The sequence below is a fragment of the Microcoleus sp. T3_B1 genome (genome assembly GCF_036700445.1).
Taxonomy (GTDB): domain Bacteria; phylum Cyanobacteriota; class Cyanobacteriia; order Cyanobacteriales; family Microcoleaceae; genus Microcoleus.
Genome location: NZ_JAUBOX010000031.1, coordinates 22,746 through 39,297, shown reverse-complemented (window position 1 = coordinate 39,297; position 16,552 = coordinate 22,746). Strand labels below are relative to the sequence as shown.

The following is a 16,552-nucleotide window of genomic DNA, read 5'->3' as shown; positions in this document are numbered from 1 at the left end:
TTCCTGCAAGAACTTTGGTTGTAATTCGTATTGCTGACTGCATACTTCCTCCTTTGCGATGATTAATTTTCAACAGCCCCTAAAGCTTTGAGCGTAACTTTCTCAACTTCCGTTAAACCCGTAACTCCAGCAATATTCATGTTTTCATAAGGTCTGTCACTTTTGAGGATTTTGAGGCACTCACCAGTCTCAATCTCCCACATCATAATTGTGCCATCCCGACTGCAAGCAGCAAGAATTTTTTCATTTGAACTGAAGGCAACTGAGTTAATTCTACTGGTATGATCTTGCAAAATTTTTAGACATTCACCTGTACGGATATCCCATATTCTTACCGTTCCATCGACACTTCCACTAACAAGTATTTCACTAGAAGAACTAAAGGCAACTGAACCTATCCAATCAGTATGCCCCTGCAAGATTAGAAGGCATTCACCGCTGCGAACATCCCACAGTCTGACTGTTCGATCGACACTTCCAGTGGCAAGTATTTCACCGTTGTGGCTAAAGGCGATCGCCCGCGCCCAAGCCGTATGCGCCTGCAAAATTTGGAGGCATTCACCAGTATGGATATCCCACAGCCTTACGGTTCCGTCATAACCTGTACTCGCAAATATCTCGCCCAAAGGACTGAAAGCAGCCGAGTGTACTGAACTGTTATGCCCTTGCAAGGTTTTGAGGCATTGACCACTGCTGACATCCCATAACTTCAATGTTTGGTTATAACTTGCACTAGCAAGTATTTCGCCCGAAGGACTGAAGGCGATCGAGTGTACTTCATTTCCCCACTCTGGCAAAGTATGGAGGCATTCACCACTGCTAACATCCCACAACCTCACTGTTTCGTCATAACTGCCGCTAGCAAGTATTTCACCGTTTGGACTGAAAGCAACCAAGTCTACCCGATCGAGATGTCCGTGCAAGATTTCGAGGCATTCACCACTGCTGACATCCCACAGCTTGACTGTTTGCGCGTCATCCCCGCTGGCCAGCATTTCACCGTTGGGACTGAAGGCGATCGACCTTACTTGATTGCTATGCCCTTGCAGTGTATTCAAGCATTCACCAGTATTGATATCCCACAGCTTCAGCGTTTGGTCACCGCTTCCACTAACAAGTATTTCACCAGCAGGATGGAAGGCGACTGACCCTATTCGATCGTTATGTTCTTGCAAAGTATTCAAGCATTCACCAGTACGGATATCCCACAGCTTCGTTGTGCGATCGTGACTTCCACTAGCGAGTATTTCGCCATTTGGACTGAAGGCGATCGACCGTACTTGATCCAAATGTCCCTCCAAAGTTTTGAGACATTCACCGCTACCGATATTCCACAGCCTCACTGTTTTGTCGGCGCTTCCACTAGCAAGTATTTCACCAGCAGAATGGAAAGCAACTGAAAATACAACTTTAGTATGACCTTGCAAAGTTTTGAGACATTCACCAGTACCGATATTCCATAGCCTCACTGTTTGGTCGCCGCTGCCACTAGCAAGCATCTCACCAGCAGGATGGAAAACAACTGAAAATACAACTTTAGTATGGTCTTGCAAAATTTTGCAGCATTCACCCGTGCGAATATCCCATAACCTTACCGTGCGATCGAAACTACCGCTAGCGAGTATATTTCCATCAGGATGGAAGGTGACTGACATTACTGATTCGGTATGTCCCTGGAAAACTTTTAAACATTCACCAGTCTTGACATCCCATAACTCGATCGTTTTGTCATAACTGGCGCTAGCAAGTATTTTGCCGTCAGGACTGAAGGCGACTGACTCCACCACGTTGGTATGTCCTTTACAGGTCAATATTTCTCTGCAACTGCTAGCTTCCCACAAGCGAACTATGCCATCAGTATCACCTGTAGCTAACAGTTTGCCATCTGGACTAAATATTACTGACCGAACACTGCCGAAGATTTTAGTAAAAGTAGAATTAGCCAAATTCGCTTCAGCCAAATTGACGTGGCGCAGCGTCGCGTTTGTAAAATCAGCACCTAAAATAACTGCACTAGAGAGGTCTTTCCCTTCTAAAGCAGTCTTGTCCTTTTTTAACAACAGAGTTGCCGCATTGCCTCCCACGTAGCCTACTTCAGTTTCTGTTTTACCTCGCGTTGCTTCTATAATTTCGAGTAGGGGCAATCCCCCCGTGGTTGCCCCTAAACCTTGGTCGGGCGGGCACGGGGGCACCGCCCCTACTAGCATCGGCAACAACAAATCCATGACTGCTTTTGTTAGCGGCGCGTGTCCGAAACTCTGAAGAAGTTGATCTAAATCTTCAGCAACAAATCCCTTCAAAGGTGCGATTAGTTCACCATTATTTCTCTTCTGGGCTTGAAGCCGACAATAATTTGACCAAGTGTACGATCGAGGTTCTGCATCAGGGTTGACGCAAGACTGTTCGGGCGCCACTAATTCGGTAAAATCTGCGGCCAAAACTCCCAATTCTGCTGCAAATTTATAAGCGACAAAAAACTCTAATAACGAACGGTGGGCTGGAGTATAATCGCCATCTGCATTGCGGATCAGCATCGTTTGACCCATCATGTCATAATGCCAGTGGTCTAAGTCTTTTTCCTCTTGGACGACGGAACCAAACAGGCCTCGAATGCGATCGGGAAAACCGCGATAATTCAGACTCATTTGGTTTGTAGACAGCATTTCCCACGATAACTCGCACAAAAAGTAAAGCTTATCTGCTAGCGAAGTAAAAGTCCGTTCAGCTTTGATATCTCTCTCTATCTTCCGCCGCACCGCATACAGATAGATCCGCGACATATCGACAGGTTTTCCAGCTTCAATATCGGGCAATGCTTCCAAAATTAACTCGGTCATCACAGGGCGACGCGCTAAATCCAATAGTTGCGGGTTTCCCATCACTTTTTCTACTGTCGCCGCTTCTGTTTGAAATGACAGCGCTTGGCTAATTTGTTGGTCGTTAAATTTCTCTAATTCTAAGACTTCAAATTGGGGAGTTTCGCCTGTTAAAATGGTTGTTGATGCTTGCAGTTCTGCATTGAACAATGCCCGTCCTTCCTTGCCTTCAGGAAAGTGTTCGGTACGGCAAGTGAGGATGACTTTTGCGCCGGGAACCACGGCTTTTGCTAGTTCCCAGAAGTTGTTGATGGTTTCTTGCCGATCGCACTTAGCGGCCATTTCATCAAAACCATCGAAAATCAACAAAAATTTACCCATCCGATTCAGTTGTTCAAAAGCCGAATAACCCGCCAAAGGTATCTCGTGTTTCCTAAAGAAAAACTCGGAAAATAGCGACTCGACACTAACTGCTTTGGCGTAATCTCGCAGCGGAATTACTAACGGCAAACGCGGACGTTCTAAGCCGCTTTTTTGAGCTTTTTTGTAGCGTTGCAGCGCCATCCAAGCATAGTGCATCGCAAACCAAGTTTTCCCGGTTCCAAATTCTCCTAAAACTGAAATATGTTCTTTTACTGGGTCATCCAACCACAGGTCAATATAACCTTCAATCCAGCCATCTCGCTCGCCATAATGACTCACGCCTATCTTGCGGTGAGTATCGGGGTCGATTTCTTCTTTCGTACAAGCTAGCGGTACGTATTTAGTATTAATTCCCCGGCTGGTGATTTCAGTTTCCAGCCAATCCAGATAAGCCGTAAAATCGGCATCTTGGTCGAGTAATTCATCGAAAGTATAGCAAGCTAGATCGCTATTTTCTGGTTTATCTACTTCATCCCGCGCTGCGCGACTGATGCGGCGGGCGGTGACTAACCATCCTTCATCGGTGCGCTGTTTTTCCACCGACTGGCGCAAGGCCGAGATATCTCTGAGTCCCGCTTCTCCGGCTATTCCGCGCACTAAAATGCGATCGTACCGATTGCGTCTGACGGGGACATTGATAATCCATTCAAAATAGTTATCCTCCGAGATTTGATAGGTTTCAAACTTATAACTTAATGTTTCAAACCAACCGCGCACTTGTTGTGATAAAATAAAAGCTTGAGACTTTTGAATATTAGTTGATGCTGCTGCGGGAAGTGCGGGATAATCTTCGGATTCCAACCGCGCAAATTCGGTGCGAATTCCTTCGATAGTGGGGAGGCGTTCGATGCGATCCATTACCAGAGATAGGCGTTTTTGCAAAGAGGCGATCGCATTTCCCACCATCACATCTCCCAGCGTCCGCGTCCGCTTTGCTACTTCCATAAACACGGCGGCAAATGCCATGAATTCCCGTCTGGGGTCAATGCCTAAATCTCGAATTTCTTTGCCTAAAGCACTCTCATTCAGATAGTCATCGCCTGCTTTAATTAAAATGGCTGGGCTATCGGACTCGAAGGCTTGGCGAAATGCTGATTCAATCTCTTTTTGGCGAAACAGTTCTAAAATCTGCTTGGGTTTGCCAGCGCCGTATTCTACTAAAGTATAAACATAAACTCCGCTAAAATCTGCCGGCGGAGCATCGGGGTCGAGGTTAAATTTTTTTAAGAGTTTGATGACAGTTTCGTTGCGCTGAAACTTGTCTCTGATGGTGCCGAGGGGAATGGCTGTCAGGAGGCTGATAACTAAGTCGAGACTAATTAACATGATTTAGGCTTTCCTGTTTGTCCGTGGAAGTAATGCTCAAATCTCGAATCGGTAGGCTGTGTCCCTGAAATGCGCTGCGGGCGATCGCAAAATGCTCTATTTTTATGGTAACCCATCAGCCAACTGTCGCCCACTGACAGTCCGAGATTCGCACAATCCGAGATTTGCCATCTTCCGACAGTAATCTAACAGTCCGAGATTTGCCATATTCCGATAGTAATCTAACCATCCGAGATTTGCCATATTCCGATAGTAATCTAACAGTCCGAGATTTGCCATATTCCGATAGTAATCTAACAGTCCGAGATTTGCCATATTCCGACAGTCCGCCAGGGGTTGAAACCCCTGTCTCATAGCAAAAGTCCTCTTGCATAGGACTAGGGAATCATATTTTATTTAGCAATTTGATTCGACCCAGGTATTATCTTGATATGCATTAACATTATTTGCGAATTTTTTACCCACCAATAGGATAATTTTCAATAAATTATTCAGTCCTCTTAAGAGGACTTTCGCTATGAGGCGGGGGTTTCAACCCCTGCCGGACTGTCGGATTATGCGAATATTTTAACCACTGCCGGACTGTCGGATTATGCGAATATTTTAACCACTGCCAGACTGTCGGATTGTGGGAATATTTTAACCCCTGCCAGACTGTCGGATTGTGGGAATATCCTCTTGCATAGGACTGTGGAATCGTATTTTTATTTAGTAATTGGATTCAACCCAGATATTGAATGATATCAAATCTATTAACATCAGAATTATTAATCTCTCTCTTCTCTTTCTCTGTGTGCTCTGCGTTCTCTGTGGTTAAATCATTCCGATCGAACGCTCGACGTTGCACAAAGAGTCAACAAAGGAATTTTCGATGGGATCGGGCGGGTTTATTTAACCTATTTGCACCCCAAAAGGCTCTGGGCGAACCCGCCCCTACATCACACGAATGGTGCAACATATCATATCCAACCGAAATTGATATGATATATAATAAGATTGCTTGATGAAATTCAATTCACAACTCCGAGCATTTTGAATAAATTCTTCAGTCCTCTTAAGAGGACTTTAGCTTTGAGGCAGGGGTTTCAACCCCTGCCGGACTGTCAGATAGTGCGAAATCAGACGGCGGAAAATCAACCAAAAATATTACCATTTTTTCCGCAAGATGACAACGATAATATCCAGGAAAAACCGACATATATTGTAGTAATAATAGCTCTCATATTAGTGGTCATCTCAGAGTTGACAAAGTTAAAATATAGATAACTAACAAATAAAACTTGCTATCTATGAAAATACAATCTTCCGTCTTAGTCCACCTGGGATTTGGCAAATATGTACGCTCCGATCGAGTAACAGCAGTAATACCAATTGAAGAAGAACGGGGGCCTGGTCGGCGCACTTTCGTGCACGTAGATGGCGAAGCAGACCCGATCGTTGCTTCGCGCGCGGAAGATACAATTGTTCGCGATTTGGTGCAGGAACCGCGCGAAATAACTCAAGCTCGGCAGCAACAAGAAATCCTGCAAGATTTGCTGGCAGATTTGAGCAATGTTAACGTCACCGTGCGCCGCATCAGCCGCGATGAAGGCGGACTCGACCTCGAACGTTTGGAGCGCCGCATTCGCCAAATTTTAGAAGCCTAAAAAACAAAGACCGCCCGCGCGGTCTTTCTTATTGTTTGTGTCGCTAAAAATTTTAACTTCAGGGTTTCAATGTAATTTCGATGTCCGCTAAACCAGTAAGTTTTTCTACCACTGGCTCTTCTTCAATTCGCGGTACAAAAATAGTTAAACCTCCCGGAACGCACTCAATAGAAACCGGAGTCATGCCGATGATTTCCCCGTCTAAAACCACTTTTTGAGGCGGATCGGTAGTAATTTTTATTTTTTTTGCCCGCAAATAACCGATGTCGTCGCGATCGGTAGGATTGCCGCTCAAAGCTGTTTGCAAAAGGTGATAAGAAGCTGCGATCGCCCCAGCTTTATTCTGAGGCGCCACCAGCGTCACGTCCAGCAAGCCGTCATCAAAAACAATTCCTGCCGGGCCTTGAGCTAAAATCGAAGTAGCCGGCGCTGCATTCGCCACCGTCACCGCCACAGCAGTAAGGCTGATAATTCTATCTTCGGTTTCGATTTCCGCTTCAAATCTTTCTAAATTGTTTAACTGTTTAATTCCCGACAGAATGTAAGCCAGCATTCCCCAGCGATTCTTCATTTCGCGATCGGCTAGTTCGACAGTTTCTGCCTCAAAACCCACTCCCGCTAACAAAACCATCGGCATTTCACCGTTGCAAATCGCCGCATCCACCACCCGCGTCAACCCTCCAAAAATAGTGGCGCAGGCGGTTTCAATTGTATTCGGAATCTCTAAAGCATTAGCAAAAGCATTAGCCGTTCCCCGCGAAATAATTCCTAAAGGAATATTTGTGCCGACAATCGCCCCAGCAACTGCTGATAATGTGCCGTCGCCCCCGCAAGCAATAATTTCCTCAACTCCTCTATCAACAGCTTCGCGGGCGATTTTATCTGCGTCTACTTCTGGGGTTGTCAGCCGAATGTCTAAGTCAATAAAAGGCTCTAAAAGTTCCTGAATTTTAGCTAAGTCTTGGTCGGGGTCGCTGTTGCCGGCGACGGGATTGAAAATTAGGCAAGCTGAACGTTTCATAGTTGGTAATAGGTAATAGGTAATGGGTAATGGCTGAACTGAAACCCTCGATTTTTTTTCGTTTGTCTCGAAGTTTCGATAGCCATCGCATCCCCCTTAATAAGACCCATTTTGACTGTTCTTATCCCCCCCTGATTAAGGGGAGTTAAGGGGGAGCAAGACTCAACTATAACGCTGATTGATATCATGTCCGATCGAGTGACCGCGATTAACAGGGCGGGTTTTTGAGATTGTCAATTATTGGCAAATATTTTTCGTGAACCCGCCCCTACCGTATTAGGGGTAATCGACCCAACATAATATGAGACATGGTTTTAAGATTAAGTTAACACAAATGCCATGCCCGCTAAACTTCGACAACAACCCTCACCTATTTTTCAAAGGTTTAGTTAAGACTTGACAAAAGTCCACTCTAAGACTTCGCGGGGAGCTTTGTGCAACGCTTCCTTAATTTCCTCGTTGCTGTCAAACTTGACTTGATTCAAATTGCACGCTTCGACGTTCACAGTAAACTTATCTTCTTCAAAAGGCCAAGGAGTTACAGTAACGAGTTCGTTGCTGTGCTGTACAATATCGTAGCGCTTGCCGTCCGGGCCGACAGCAATTTCTAAAGCTCGTTCTCCGGCCGGTAACTCGCGGCAGCAAAGAATTAATGATAGCCGATCGCACCACTGGAAAAAAGCATAAGCTGCCTTAGCATCTTCCTGAGAAATATTCAACTCTTTTTGCCATTTTTTTTGATTTTCCAGTTGTTCGTCCAAAAATTCGTCGAGTTCCTTCGACTCTCCCCGCTTTCCTTCATTGAGATAGCTCATGTGCATAGAAATCAGCATGGCTACCCACCTACCGCGATATAGGGAATTCTGCGCCATAGCTTTAATTTTCGGCAGAGAAGTTTCCGTCTGCAACGTAAAATCAAAGGGCGCGCCCGCTTCAGTTAAAATATTTTCTTCCCACTCTTTCTCCAAATCATCGTGATGCGAAATCGCGGCTATGGTTTCGTACAAGCGAAGCGGAGATTTCGAGCGCTTCCACTGTCCGCCAAGTTGGGCGGCGAGCAAAGCATGGGCGCGGTGGTAAATAATTTCCCAGCCGGTGGCGGTTAAGTTAGCAATCATTGAATTTTTCTCCTGAATTAAGTGAGGTTGGTTTTGTGGAACAGGTATCTTGCCTGTTTGGGCGGGCTCGCGTGCCCAACCCACAATCAAATTGAATTTTTGTGGAACAGGCCGGAAAGCCTGTTTGGGCCGGCTAGAAGCCCAACCCCTACTCCCCGCAATCAAATTGAATGACTGATGCTAAATCACAAAAGGTTCGATCGATATCTCCTGCCATTTCCCCTCAAATCGTTCGACAACCATAGGTCGGATGCGGAACTTCGGGGGACACCCGTCGAGAACATCAATCCGCAAACACGAATAAGGACGGCGTTTGTAGGAACCTTGACCGCTGCGGCCGACAAATAGCAAAGATTCCGCTACCCGCCTGCTGGCTGTTTCGGAACCAGACTGCCGCGCCAACCGATAAGCTTCAGGACTCAAGGCTTCCTGCAACATCGGCCCTTCCGGGCGCTGGCGGCGGAGACTGTGGCCGCTTCCCCCGCAGACAATCCAATTAATCCCAGAGTCGCCGTGTCCGGTATTCCCAGTCCGCAGGTATTCCAAACAGTGAGCGTGGCCAGTCAGCACCAAATCTACTAGCGGACGCCCCTGCGCCACATCCCCAACTGCATCGGCCACCCCGTCGAGTACCTCGCGCAATCGCAACCGAACCGCCAAAGTTTGAGCTTGATTCCACTTTGTCGCCTCGGTCACGTAGGGGGGATGGTGCAGGTAAATTACCCGCCCCCGCACCTCGGAATCGCCCCAAGAGTTAATCAGCCTTTTTTTCAGCCATTCGAGCTGTTCAACGTCGGTGGCGGCTGTTTTGTCGGGGGACAGTTGTTTGTCAATATCCATCAACATTTCGTCAACTTGCTCTAATTTGGCGGTCAAGTCGTCTAGCTGTTCGTCTTCCTCGGGAATCTCCGGCTTGAGCCGATCGCACATTTCGAGCATTGCCAATTTTTCTTGTTCCAACTTCTGGCGATCGAGTTCCAAATCCTGGCGGCGAATGTCGCCCTGTTTGGTTTTCGGGATCGGTAATGGTTCGTTGAAGGTGTTGGAGTCGAGGGCGAAGAAGTCTATGCCGCCGCTGCGGAAGGTGTAGTAGCGGTTGGGTAAGCGGGTAAAGCGTCCGGGTTGGTAGCGGATGCAGCGGCCTGTGCTGGTGCTGGCGGTGTAGTGGGCGTCTAGGTGGCGATCGAGCTCTCCCGGCATTTTGTGAGCTTTGAGGTAGTCGAGAAAGGCTTTGGCGTAGGTGTTTCCGCGATCGGAACCGTGCCAGCCGACATCGAGATCCAACTTGGAACCCAACAGCCGGCGCAGCGGCAAAGCTGTCGCCGACAGAATGCCGTAGACTATCGGCAAGTCGTAATAGTCGTGGTTTCCCGGTACGGGCAAAAACGGAAAGTTAAACACCATGCGATCGTAGGCAATCCGAGAGGGATGCTCGCCGCCGACTATAAATTCTCGGTAGGGGCGAATAAAGTTTTGCAAGTAATATTCGCTGGAACCTACGAGATAAACTACATCGCCGGTGTGGAGGACGAAACGGCAGGTTTCGCGCTCGGACACCATCTGTTCGGCAATCTGCCGCTGGGGATTGTAGCCGCGGTGATTGCCCGTGCCGCTGTCGCCTACGACTAAAAACGAAAACTCTGGAGAGTCGGTGGTTTGAGATTCTAAAACCATCCGAGTTTGGTCGATTCCCCGATGGACGATCGACTGTTCTTGCCACCGCACCCGCTCGTTCATTTTGCGGATTTTGACTTTTATTTGCGGGTCGGAAACGAATTTCAATTCACCTCTTCTCCAAAATTGCTGAGTTCCTAGTTAATAGTGTAGCGATCGGGCGAGTTTTTACATCTCTCTAAAAGCTGAAAATCGACGCGCGGGTACTCAGAAACCTGGTTTTTAGGAGAATACTGCCTGACAACTGACATATTGCACCATTCTCAATAAGCCTTTTAGGAACAGGCAAGATGCCTGTTCCACAAGAAAATTCACTCTTTGTGGAACAGGCATCTTGCCTGTTCTTGAGAATGGTGCAACATCTCAGTTAGAACTCACATCTTGTCGCATTCTCAATAAGCCTGTTATGGGCGGGCTCTGGGGTTCACCCCACAAGAAAGTTCACTCTTTGTGGAACGGGTCGGAAAGCCTTTTAAGCGAGAATGGTGCAATATGTGAGACGATCGCACTCTCCGACTCCAAGGGCGATCGAGCCCTACACCCTGCCCCAAGTGGGCAACATCAGATAGAATTTCGGGTTGGTATTTAGGCAGACAGCTTGGAGATTCGTCAAAACCACAAATCCCATCATCGCGAGTAATGTACCGATTTCTAGTTATTCGTTTTTTTCACAAGCCATAATTGTTTGGCGATAAAGCTTGCACATCACAGTAAAGAGCGTTATTCTTAAAGAGACAACTTAAAAACGACTCACAGATACTTATGACGTAGCCTGCCTAGCACCCATTTGCCTAAAATATCCAGCGTGAATTTAACTTTCAGCGGGATAGTTGTGTCAAAAAAAGGTGCCAAAATGGGAACAGGTAAATCAAAGCTGCATAAGTTGACCGTAGAAGCAATTAAAGCGGGCCGCATCTGTATTTCAGTACACGCCATAGATCGCATGGAAGAATGTGATCTTCTGGTAGAAGGCGTTATCGATTCAGCGCTGCGTGGCACTGTGATTGAAGAAAATTTTTACTACAAACGTTATTATAATCCTACTTGCTCGATCAACGGCATCACCAAGAGTGGTGTTAAAGTTAATAGTGTCTGGGCATATAATGAAGAGACAAAGTGGGCTATGCTCGTTACAGCGTACTGTGATAAAGGCTGGTTCAGCCGCCGTGTAAGGAGATAAAGTTGCTGCCTTTTGAGAAATGCCCCGTTTGTGCGGGGCAAATACTAGAAAAAGAAGTAAATCAGAAAATCAAAGGAGGCGGAAAAGTAGTAACGCTCAAAGTTCCCGCCTATGTTTGCAGTCAGTGTTCGGAACGACTGTACTCTCTTGATATTGTCAAGAAGTTTGAAAGGATCAAAGCACAACTCGAACGCCCCGTTTAGCAGAGTGTATATGTTTTGCACTTATTCCATACTTGACTGATATTGCTGTGAACAAATTTAAGCAGCCTGAAATAATCGTTCTAGCTTCTTAGTTGCTGGCAATGGTTTACCTTCTGCTTGACAGCTTTCGATTAGCAACTCTAGCACCTCTCGCGCATTATAGATAGCTTCTTCATAAGAATCTCCGTGAGTTACTGGTTGCATTACATCCTCAAATTCAGGCAAAAACACGACAAAGCACCGATCGTCTTCTGACCATTGGATCACAACTGTATATTTCATGGTTCTGTCTCCTCTGCTTCGATTTGCCTCAGCACCTCAATTGTTTCGTTTACTAACTTCTCTAAATATAGTTTAGCATCATTTCCGTCTTTGCCAGCTATGATAATAGCCTTGGCTAATTTGGGATGCTTCCACTTACTATGACTGCCTTTGGCGGGCTGACAAATGAATCCTGCTTTTAGTAATAGGCTTTTCAATTCTCTAATCTTTTTAGGCATAAGTGAATGGGAGCAGATATTGTACAATAACTCTACGCTATCTGTAATCGTTTTCGCAAAGTCTGACGTTCTGGTAGAGGTTTGCCATCTTCTTGATAAAGTTCAATCAATGTTTCTAACAATTATTGTCCCTGTTTTGCCGCTTCCTCGTAAGTGTGTCCGTGAGTGCAAGGCTGCATGACATCGGTAAACTCCGGCCAACTGACAACAAAAAGTCGATCTTCTTCTGACCACTCGATGATGAGACTGTAATGGCTATTCATTCTTCTATCTCCTTCAGCTTCTGCAAATCGGTTATTTTAATCAGCTTGTTGCTCCTCAACCCTATTTATTGTTAATTCTCGATCCCAGCTTTGAGCAAATATTTTTAATGCTTTGATATCCTCTGATGAGATATTCCCCTCAATTTCCTCATTCTGAAATCGTAGAATTTCACCTCTACCATCTTTCGCAGTAATTGTAAGTGTTTTTTCTTGCTGCCAAATACGATACCGATCTCCCTCAAGAAATTTACCGCCTTCGGGTATTTTTCTGCCGTAGTTCCTTAAGACTGTTTCCGCAGTTTGCACCATATCTAGACTATATTCATATAACAAAATATCACTAGCAAATTTGGGCATACCTGCTTTTTTTTCCAAAAATTCAAGTAATTCAGCAACAGTCTTCGGAGGTTTTTTGTACCTTTGCGACTGTTGCCGTAATAATCTCACTATTAAGTCCGGGTATTCGTCAAATAGCTCGCTCATAAACTCATCAGGTGACAGCGATTTGATGTTCCAAGGAGCTAAATCCTTTGCTTTGAAATCCGCTAGATTGCTGGTAACAATGACATCAGCCTTGGCTGTTACAGCAGCAGCAAGAACATGACGGTCTTTAGGGTCATTTTTCATGATTTGCTCTAAGCCGACAGGTACTTCAATTATTGCTTCGGGAAAGGCTGCATTGATTTCCGCTTCAAGATTGATTGCTTTCTCCTGGCATAATATCCCTTGGCGGACAAGGTTGCTCATTGCTTCATCAAGGATTTTCTGCGACCAATACGGTAAATACAGACCAGCCTCGGCGGTGGAAAGCAGAGTATCGCGCAGATACATAGGAAACAGGACACAAGCATCGAGGACAACACTAAGCTTAGACATATTAATGTTGGAATTATTTCTATGCCTCGTACAAACCAGCTTCTTCGGTCATCTCGATTAGCCGATCCAAGTGTTTGCGACGTTTGTTGTCTCGATGTTCTTTATATAAAGTTAAATCCTCCAAACGAATACGTCTATGCTTTCCTACTTTGATACAAGGAATTTCTCCCTGGTCTAGTAACTTGACCAGAAATGGTCGGGATACATTCAGAATATCAGCAGCTTCTTGTGTTGTCAGTTCGTGATTGTGAGGTACTAGAGAGATAGCTTGACCTGATGCCATTGCACGCACGACCTGACGCAAAATGCTGTAGACTGATTCAGGAATTACTATCTCTTCTCCGTTACTTCCGACTAATTTTGGTTGTGCAAATTCGTGGCTGAGAATCCGATATAATTTTGCTATTTCTTCTTGTTTTTGTTCAGGAATCAAAACTGACTCAAGCGATGCTTTTTGGTTCAACATAATTAATATCTTTTTTGATGTGATTGTTTTTGAAGCAAAGAGCCAATATTTTATGCCTCAGCAGACAGAGGCCGCGATCGGGGAAAACCTGTGCAGCCATTGCTGGAAGGGTATGTAAGTATTTGGCCGGCATATACTTGGTTGTTTCCTTCACGATAACACTTACTCTGCCATAAACGCAATATCCGAAACAAACGAAATATTCAAATCCAGAAATCGGAAAGTTCGATCGCCCGATCGCCCGAAATTCCCCATCCCGACTCAAGACCGATGCCTCGCAGATGTACAATAGGGCGATCGCACTCTCTGACTCCAAGCGCGATCGATCCCTACACCCTGCCCCAAGTGGGCAACATCAGATAGAACGCAGTAAAAAACTAGAAACAGGTTTATTGCAAGCTGGTTTTCGGCCAGTAGCAAGTGTTGAAATCAATGGTGCTTTTGTTTCAAGATGAGCATCGATCGCCAAAGAATAACGTATAATGAGACTATCGCTAACATTGAGGGAAGATGACTTCTCAAACGATCGAACTTTTGGAAGATTTGCTAGGCAAGTTACAACACTTACTCCCGGAAAATCAGCAGCTTCTGTTAACTTTTGCAGAGTTTTTGCTGGAACGACAGATGCGATCGAACCCCGAAAACACTTCAGTTGAAGCTGAACCTCCTCCTGGGCAACAACGGGTTTTGGGCCTGCATCAAGGGATGGGCTGGATGAGTGAGGATTTTAACGAGCCACTTCCTGATGCGTTTTGGTTGGGTGAAGCATGAATATTTTGCTGGATACGCACGTCTTGATTTGGCTGGCGATTTCTCCCCAAAACTTATCGCAACAAGCGACGAATATTCTCACCGATCCAACTCATACTTTCTCCTCTGCTTCGATTTGCCTAAGCACCTCAATTGTTTCATTTTACGCTATCTGTAATCGTTTCCCCAAGGTCTGAGGTTCTGGTAGAGGTTTGCCATCTTCTTGATAGAGTTCAATCAATGTTTCTAACAATTCTTGTCCGTGTTTGGCCGCTTCTTCGTAAGTGTGTCCGTGAGTGCAAGGCTGCATGACATCGGTAAACTCAGGTAAACTGACAACAAAAAGTTGATCTTCTTCTGACCACTGGATAATGATACTGTAATGGCTATTCATTCTTCTATCTCCTTGAGCTTCTGTAAATCAGAAATTACTCTTTTTTCGTGATAATTGGGTGCATCATCACCATCATTACCTGATAGTGTAATTTTTTCAGGTAATAATGGGTGTTCCCATACAGTGTGACTGCCTTTTCCCTGTCTGTAAGTAAAGCCGGCTTTTAGTAATAGGCTTTTCAATTCTCTGATTTTTTTAGGCATGAGTGATGCCCGCTAATGAGGTTTAGGATATTATAGCCGATCGCCCAAACGACAAAAACCGAGTTGATTTAAGAAACCGGGTTTTTACCAAATCTGCGGGCTGAAACAAAGTATTTTCGTAAAAAACCCGGTTTCTGGGCCCATGTGTAAGTCCTATGACTCTTGTATCCCCTCGCAGAGGTACAATAGGACGATCGCATTCCCCAACTCCCACCGTGATAGAGCGCTACACTTTGCCCGAAATGGGCAACATCTGGACTGAAACCGCCAAACTGAAAACCTGGCTGCAAGTAGAAATCGCTGTCTGCGAAGCTCAAGCCGAACTCGGCTACATCCCCGCCGCGGCAGTCGAAGAAATCAAAGCTAAGGCTAATTTTGATCCCAAACGAGTCCTCGAAATTGAAGCCGAAGTCCGCCACGACATGATCGCCTTCTTGACAAATGTCAACGAATATGTAGGCGATGCCGGCCGCTACATTCACCTCGGCTTAACCAGTTCCGATGTGCTCGATACCGCTTTGGCGCTGCAATTAGTCGCCAGCGTCAATATTTTGTTAGAACGTGTCGAAGAATTGAGTCAAGCTATTCGCTATCAGGCTCAACAGCATCGCAATACCGTCATGGTTGGCCGATCGCACGGAATTCACGCCGAACCGATCACCTTTGGCTTTAAACTAGCAGGATGGCTGGCAGAAGTGTTTCGCAGCCGAGAAAGATTGGTGAATTTGCGATCGTCCATTGCAGTCGGCAAAATCTCCGGCGCAGTCGGAACCTATGCTAATATTGACCCGCGAATTGAAGCGATCGCCTGTCAAAACCTCGGCCTCGAACCGGATACCGCATCGACTCAAGTCATTTCGCGCGATCGCCACGCCGAATACGTCCAAACCTTAGCACTCTTAGCAGCATCGATCGAGCGTTTTGCAGTAGAAATCCGCAACCTGCAACGCACCGACGTTCTCGAAGTCGAAGAATTCTTTTCCAAAGGGCAAAAAGGCTCATCCGCCATGCCCCACAAACGCAACCCGATTCGATCGGAAAGACTGACAGGAATGGCGAGAATTGTCCGCGCCAACGCTGTCGCAGCCTTAGAAAACGTTGCACTTTGGCACGAAAGAGACATCTCTCACAGTTCCGTAGAACGGATGATTTTGCCCGACAGTTCTACAGTAACTCACTTCATGTTAGTAGAAACCACAGACTTAGTAAAACACCTGCTAGTCTATCCCGAAAACATGAAACAAAACATGAACCTTTACGGCGGAGTCATCTTCAGCCAGCGCGTGATGTTAGCTTTAGTAGAAAAAGGCACAAGTCGCGAAGACGCCTACAAAATTGTGCAATCTTGTGCTCACGAAGCCTGGAACAAACCGGGCGGCAATTTCTACAATTTAATTGCTAAGGACGATCGGGTAACAGCTAAGATGACTACCAAAGAAATTGATGATTGTTTCGATCCGCAGTATCAATTGAGGCACTTAGACTTAGTGTATCAGCGCTTGGGAATTTGATGAGAATTAACAATTAAAAATTACTTCGAGAAGTGATTTATCATTCTCGCGCTTGTCCCACAGTCCGCCGGGGGTTAAAACCCCCGTCTCATAGCTAAAGTCGGTTAAAACCGACTGAAAGACTCATAAAATAAAAGTTTTAGAGAAATATTTCAGTCCTCTTCAGAGGACTTTAGCTATGA

The 16,552-nt window shown here is 45.7% G+C and carries 19 protein-coding genes; 6 read left to right on the top strand and 13 right to left on the bottom strand.

Going from position 1 to position 16,552, the window contains the following annotated elements:
• Nucleotides 1–62: 62 nt before the first annotated feature.
• Together QT990_RS18055 and QT990_RS18050 are read right to left on the bottom strand one after the other, a co-directional pair.
• Nucleotides 63–4,565, bottom strand: coding sequence for a WD40 domain-containing protein (locus tag QT990_RS18055; RefSeq protein WP_333306932.1), 4,503 nt, complete (start codon nt 4,563–4,565; stop codon nt 63–65).
• Between the two features lie 102 nt (nt 4,566–4,667).
• Nucleotides 4,668–4,919, bottom strand: coding sequence for a hypothetical protein (locus tag QT990_RS18050; protein ID WP_333141794.1), 252 nt, complete (start codon nt 4,917–4,919; stop codon nt 4,668–4,670).
• Nucleotides 4,920–5,854: 935 nt separating this feature from the next.
• Between QT990_RS18050 and QT990_RS18045 the strand changes: the two genes are divergently transcribed.
• Nucleotides 5,855–6,211 carry a hypothetical protein gene (locus tag QT990_RS18045; RefSeq protein WP_190740317.1) on the top strand — a complete coding sequence of 119 codons (357 nt, stop codon included), beginning with the start codon at nt 5,855–5,857 and terminating at the stop codon, nt 6,209–6,211.
• A gap of 58 nt (nt 6,212–6,269) precedes the next feature.
• On the opposite strand, the gene QT990_RS18040 is transcribed toward QT990_RS18045, so the two are convergent.
• The 3 genes from QT990_RS18040 to QT990_RS18030 form a co-directional block, all read right to left on the bottom strand.
• Entirely contained in the window at nt 6,270–7,232 is a 963-nt protein-coding gene (locus QT990_RS18040; RefSeq protein ID WP_333465581.1) for a YegS/Rv2252/BmrU family lipid kinase, read from the bottom strand.
• 389 nt (nt 7,233–7,621) lie between these two features.
• A complete protein-coding gene (locus QT990_RS18035; RefSeq protein WP_333141791.1) occupies nt 7,622–8,350 on the bottom strand; it encodes a DUF3891 family protein in 729 nt (242 codons plus the stop codon).
• A 180-nt stretch (nt 8,351–8,530) separates the two neighbouring features.
• A complete protein-coding gene (locus QT990_RS18030; RefSeq protein WP_333465580.1) occupies nt 8,531–10,132 on the bottom strand; it encodes a metallophosphoesterase in 1,602 nt (533 codons plus the stop codon).
• Nucleotides 10,133–10,358: 226 nt separating this feature from the next.
• Here QT990_RS18030 and QT990_RS18025 point away from each other — a divergent pair, with 226 nt between their 5' ends.
• The 3 genes from QT990_RS18025 (at nt 10,359) to QT990_RS18015 (ending at nt 11,407) form a co-directional block, all read left to right on the top strand.
• Nucleotides 10,359–10,613 (top strand): hypothetical protein, encoded by a 255-nt coding sequence (locus tag QT990_RS18025; protein ID WP_333465579.1) that lies wholly within the window; start codon nt 10,359–10,361, stop codon nt 10,611–10,613.
• Between the two features lie 216 nt (nt 10,614–10,829).
• Entirely contained in the window at nt 10,830–11,204 is a 375-nt protein-coding gene (locus QT990_RS18020; RefSeq protein WP_333465578.1) for a DUF4258 domain-containing protein, read from the top strand.
• Between the two features lie 2 nt (nt 11,205–11,206).
• Entirely contained in the window at nt 11,207–11,407 is a 201-nt protein-coding gene (locus QT990_RS18015; protein WP_333141777.1) for a YgiT-type zinc finger protein, read from the top strand.
• 57 nt (nt 11,408–11,464) lie between these two features.
• Here QT990_RS18015 and QT990_RS18010 read toward each other — a convergent pair whose 3' ends face one another.
• The 6 genes from QT990_RS18010 to QT990_RS17985 form a co-directional block, all read right to left on the bottom strand.
• On the bottom strand, nt 11,465–11,689 hold the full coding sequence (locus QT990_RS18010; protein ID WP_333141775.1) for a type II toxin-antitoxin system HicB family antitoxin: 225 nt from the start codon (nt 11,687–11,689) through the stop codon (nt 11,465–11,467).
• Nucleotides 11,686–11,907 (bottom strand): type II toxin-antitoxin system HicA family toxin, encoded by a 222-nt coding sequence (locus QT990_RS18005; protein ID WP_333141773.1) that lies wholly within the window; start codon nt 11,905–11,907, stop codon nt 11,686–11,688. Before QT990_RS18005 ends, QT990_RS18010 begins: the two co-directional genes overlap by 4 nt.
• A gap of 122 nt (nt 11,908–12,029) precedes the next feature.
• Nucleotides 12,030–12,170, bottom strand: coding sequence for a hypothetical protein (locus QT990_RS18000; protein WP_445252028.1), 141 nt, complete (start codon nt 12,168–12,170; stop codon nt 12,030–12,032).
• 36 nt (nt 12,171–12,206) lie between these two features.
• Nucleotides 12,207–13,046 carry a PIN domain-containing protein gene (locus tag QT990_RS17995; protein ID WP_333465577.1) on the bottom strand — a complete coding sequence of 280 codons (840 nt, stop codon included), beginning with the start codon at nt 13,044–13,046 and terminating at the stop codon, nt 12,207–12,209.
• 19 nt (nt 13,047–13,065) lie between these two features.
• Nucleotides 13,066–13,512, bottom strand: coding sequence for a helix-turn-helix domain-containing protein (locus QT990_RS17990; RefSeq protein WP_333141768.1), 447 nt, complete (start codon nt 13,510–13,512; stop codon nt 13,066–13,068).
• On the bottom strand, nt 13,487–13,828 hold the full coding sequence (locus QT990_RS17985) for a hypothetical protein (RefSeq protein ID WP_333141766.1): 342 nt from the start codon (nt 13,826–13,828) through the stop codon (nt 13,487–13,489). Before QT990_RS17985 ends, QT990_RS17990 begins: the two co-directional genes overlap by 26 nt.
• A 194-nt stretch (nt 13,829–14,022) precedes the next feature.
• Between QT990_RS17985 and QT990_RS17980 the strand changes: the two genes are divergently transcribed.
• Complete coding sequence (locus QT990_RS17980) at nt 14,023–14,283, top strand: DUF2281 domain-containing protein (protein WP_333141764.1); 261 nt, start codon at nt 14,023–14,025, stop codon at nt 14,281–14,283.
• A 142-nt stretch (nt 14,284–14,425) separates the two neighbouring features.
• Here QT990_RS17980 and QT990_RS17975 read toward each other — a convergent pair whose 3' ends face one another.
• Nucleotides 14,426–14,656, bottom strand: a complete 231-nt coding sequence (locus QT990_RS17975; protein ID WP_293354324.1) for a type II toxin-antitoxin system HicB family antitoxin — start codon at nt 14,654–14,656, stop codon at nt 14,426–14,428.
• The gene (locus QT990_RS17970) at nt 14,653–14,859 is read right to left on the bottom strand and encodes a type II toxin-antitoxin system HicA family toxin (protein WP_106148795.1); all 207 of its coding nucleotides are present in this window, start codon (nt 14,857–14,859) and stop codon (nt 14,653–14,655) included. Before QT990_RS17970 ends, QT990_RS17975 begins: the two co-directional genes overlap by 4 nt.
• A gap of 215 nt (nt 14,860–15,074) precedes the next feature.
• On the opposite strand from QT990_RS17970, the gene purB reads away from it, so the two are divergent.
• Nucleotides 15,075–16,370, top strand: a complete 1,296-nt coding sequence (purB, locus tag QT990_RS17965; RefSeq protein ID WP_333141872.1) for an adenylosuccinate lyase — start codon at nt 15,075–15,077, stop codon at nt 16,368–16,370.
• Nucleotides 16,371–16,552 lie beyond the last annotated feature (182 nt).

Coding starts and splice junctions, on each gene's coding strand:
- QT990_RS18055 (WP_333306932.1), bottom strand. CDS start 4,565: ATGTTAATTAGTCTCGACTTAGTTATCAGCCTCCTGACAGCCATTCCC.
- QT990_RS18050 (WP_333141794.1), bottom strand. CDS start 4,919: ATGAGACAGGGGTTTCAACCCCTGGCGGACTGTCGGAATATGGCAAAT.
- QT990_RS18045 (WP_190740317.1), top strand. CDS start 5,855: ATGAAAATACAATCTTCCGTCTTAGTCCACCTGGGATTTGGCAAATAT.
- QT990_RS18040 (WP_333465581.1), bottom strand. CDS start 7,232: ATGAAACGTTCAGCTTGCCTAATTTTCAATCCCGTCGCCGGCAACAGC.
- QT990_RS18035 (WP_333141791.1), bottom strand. CDS start 8,350: ATGATTGCTAACTTAACCGCCACCGGCTGGGAAATTATTTACCACCGC.
- QT990_RS18010 (WP_333141775.1), bottom strand. CDS start 11,689: ATGAAATATACAGTTGTGATCCAATGGTCAGAAGACGATCGGTGCTTT.
- QT990_RS18005 (WP_333141773.1), bottom strand. CDS start 11,907: ATGCCTAAAAAGATTAGAGAATTGAAAAGCCTATTACTAAAAGCAGGA.
- QT990_RS18000 (WP_445252028.1), bottom strand. CDS start 12,170: ATGAATAGCCATTACAGTCTCATCATCGAGTGGTCAGAAGAAGATCGA.
- QT990_RS17995 (WP_333465577.1), bottom strand. CDS start 13,046: ATGTCTAAGCTTAGTGTTGTCCTCGATGCTTGTGTCCTGTTTCCTATG.
- QT990_RS17990 (WP_333141768.1), bottom strand. CDS start 13,512: ATGTTGAACCAAAAAGCATCGCTTGAGTCAGTTTTGATTCCTGAACAA.
- QT990_RS17980 (WP_333141764.1), top strand. CDS start 14,023: ATGACTTCTCAAACGATCGAACTTTTGGAAGATTTGCTAGGCAAGTTA.
- QT990_RS17975 (WP_293354324.1), bottom strand. CDS start 14,656: ATGAATAGCCATTACAGTATCATTATCCAGTGGTCAGAAGAAGATCAA.
- QT990_RS17970 (WP_106148795.1), bottom strand. CDS start 14,859: ATGCCTAAAAAAATCAGAGAATTGAAAAGCCTATTACTAAAAGCCGGC.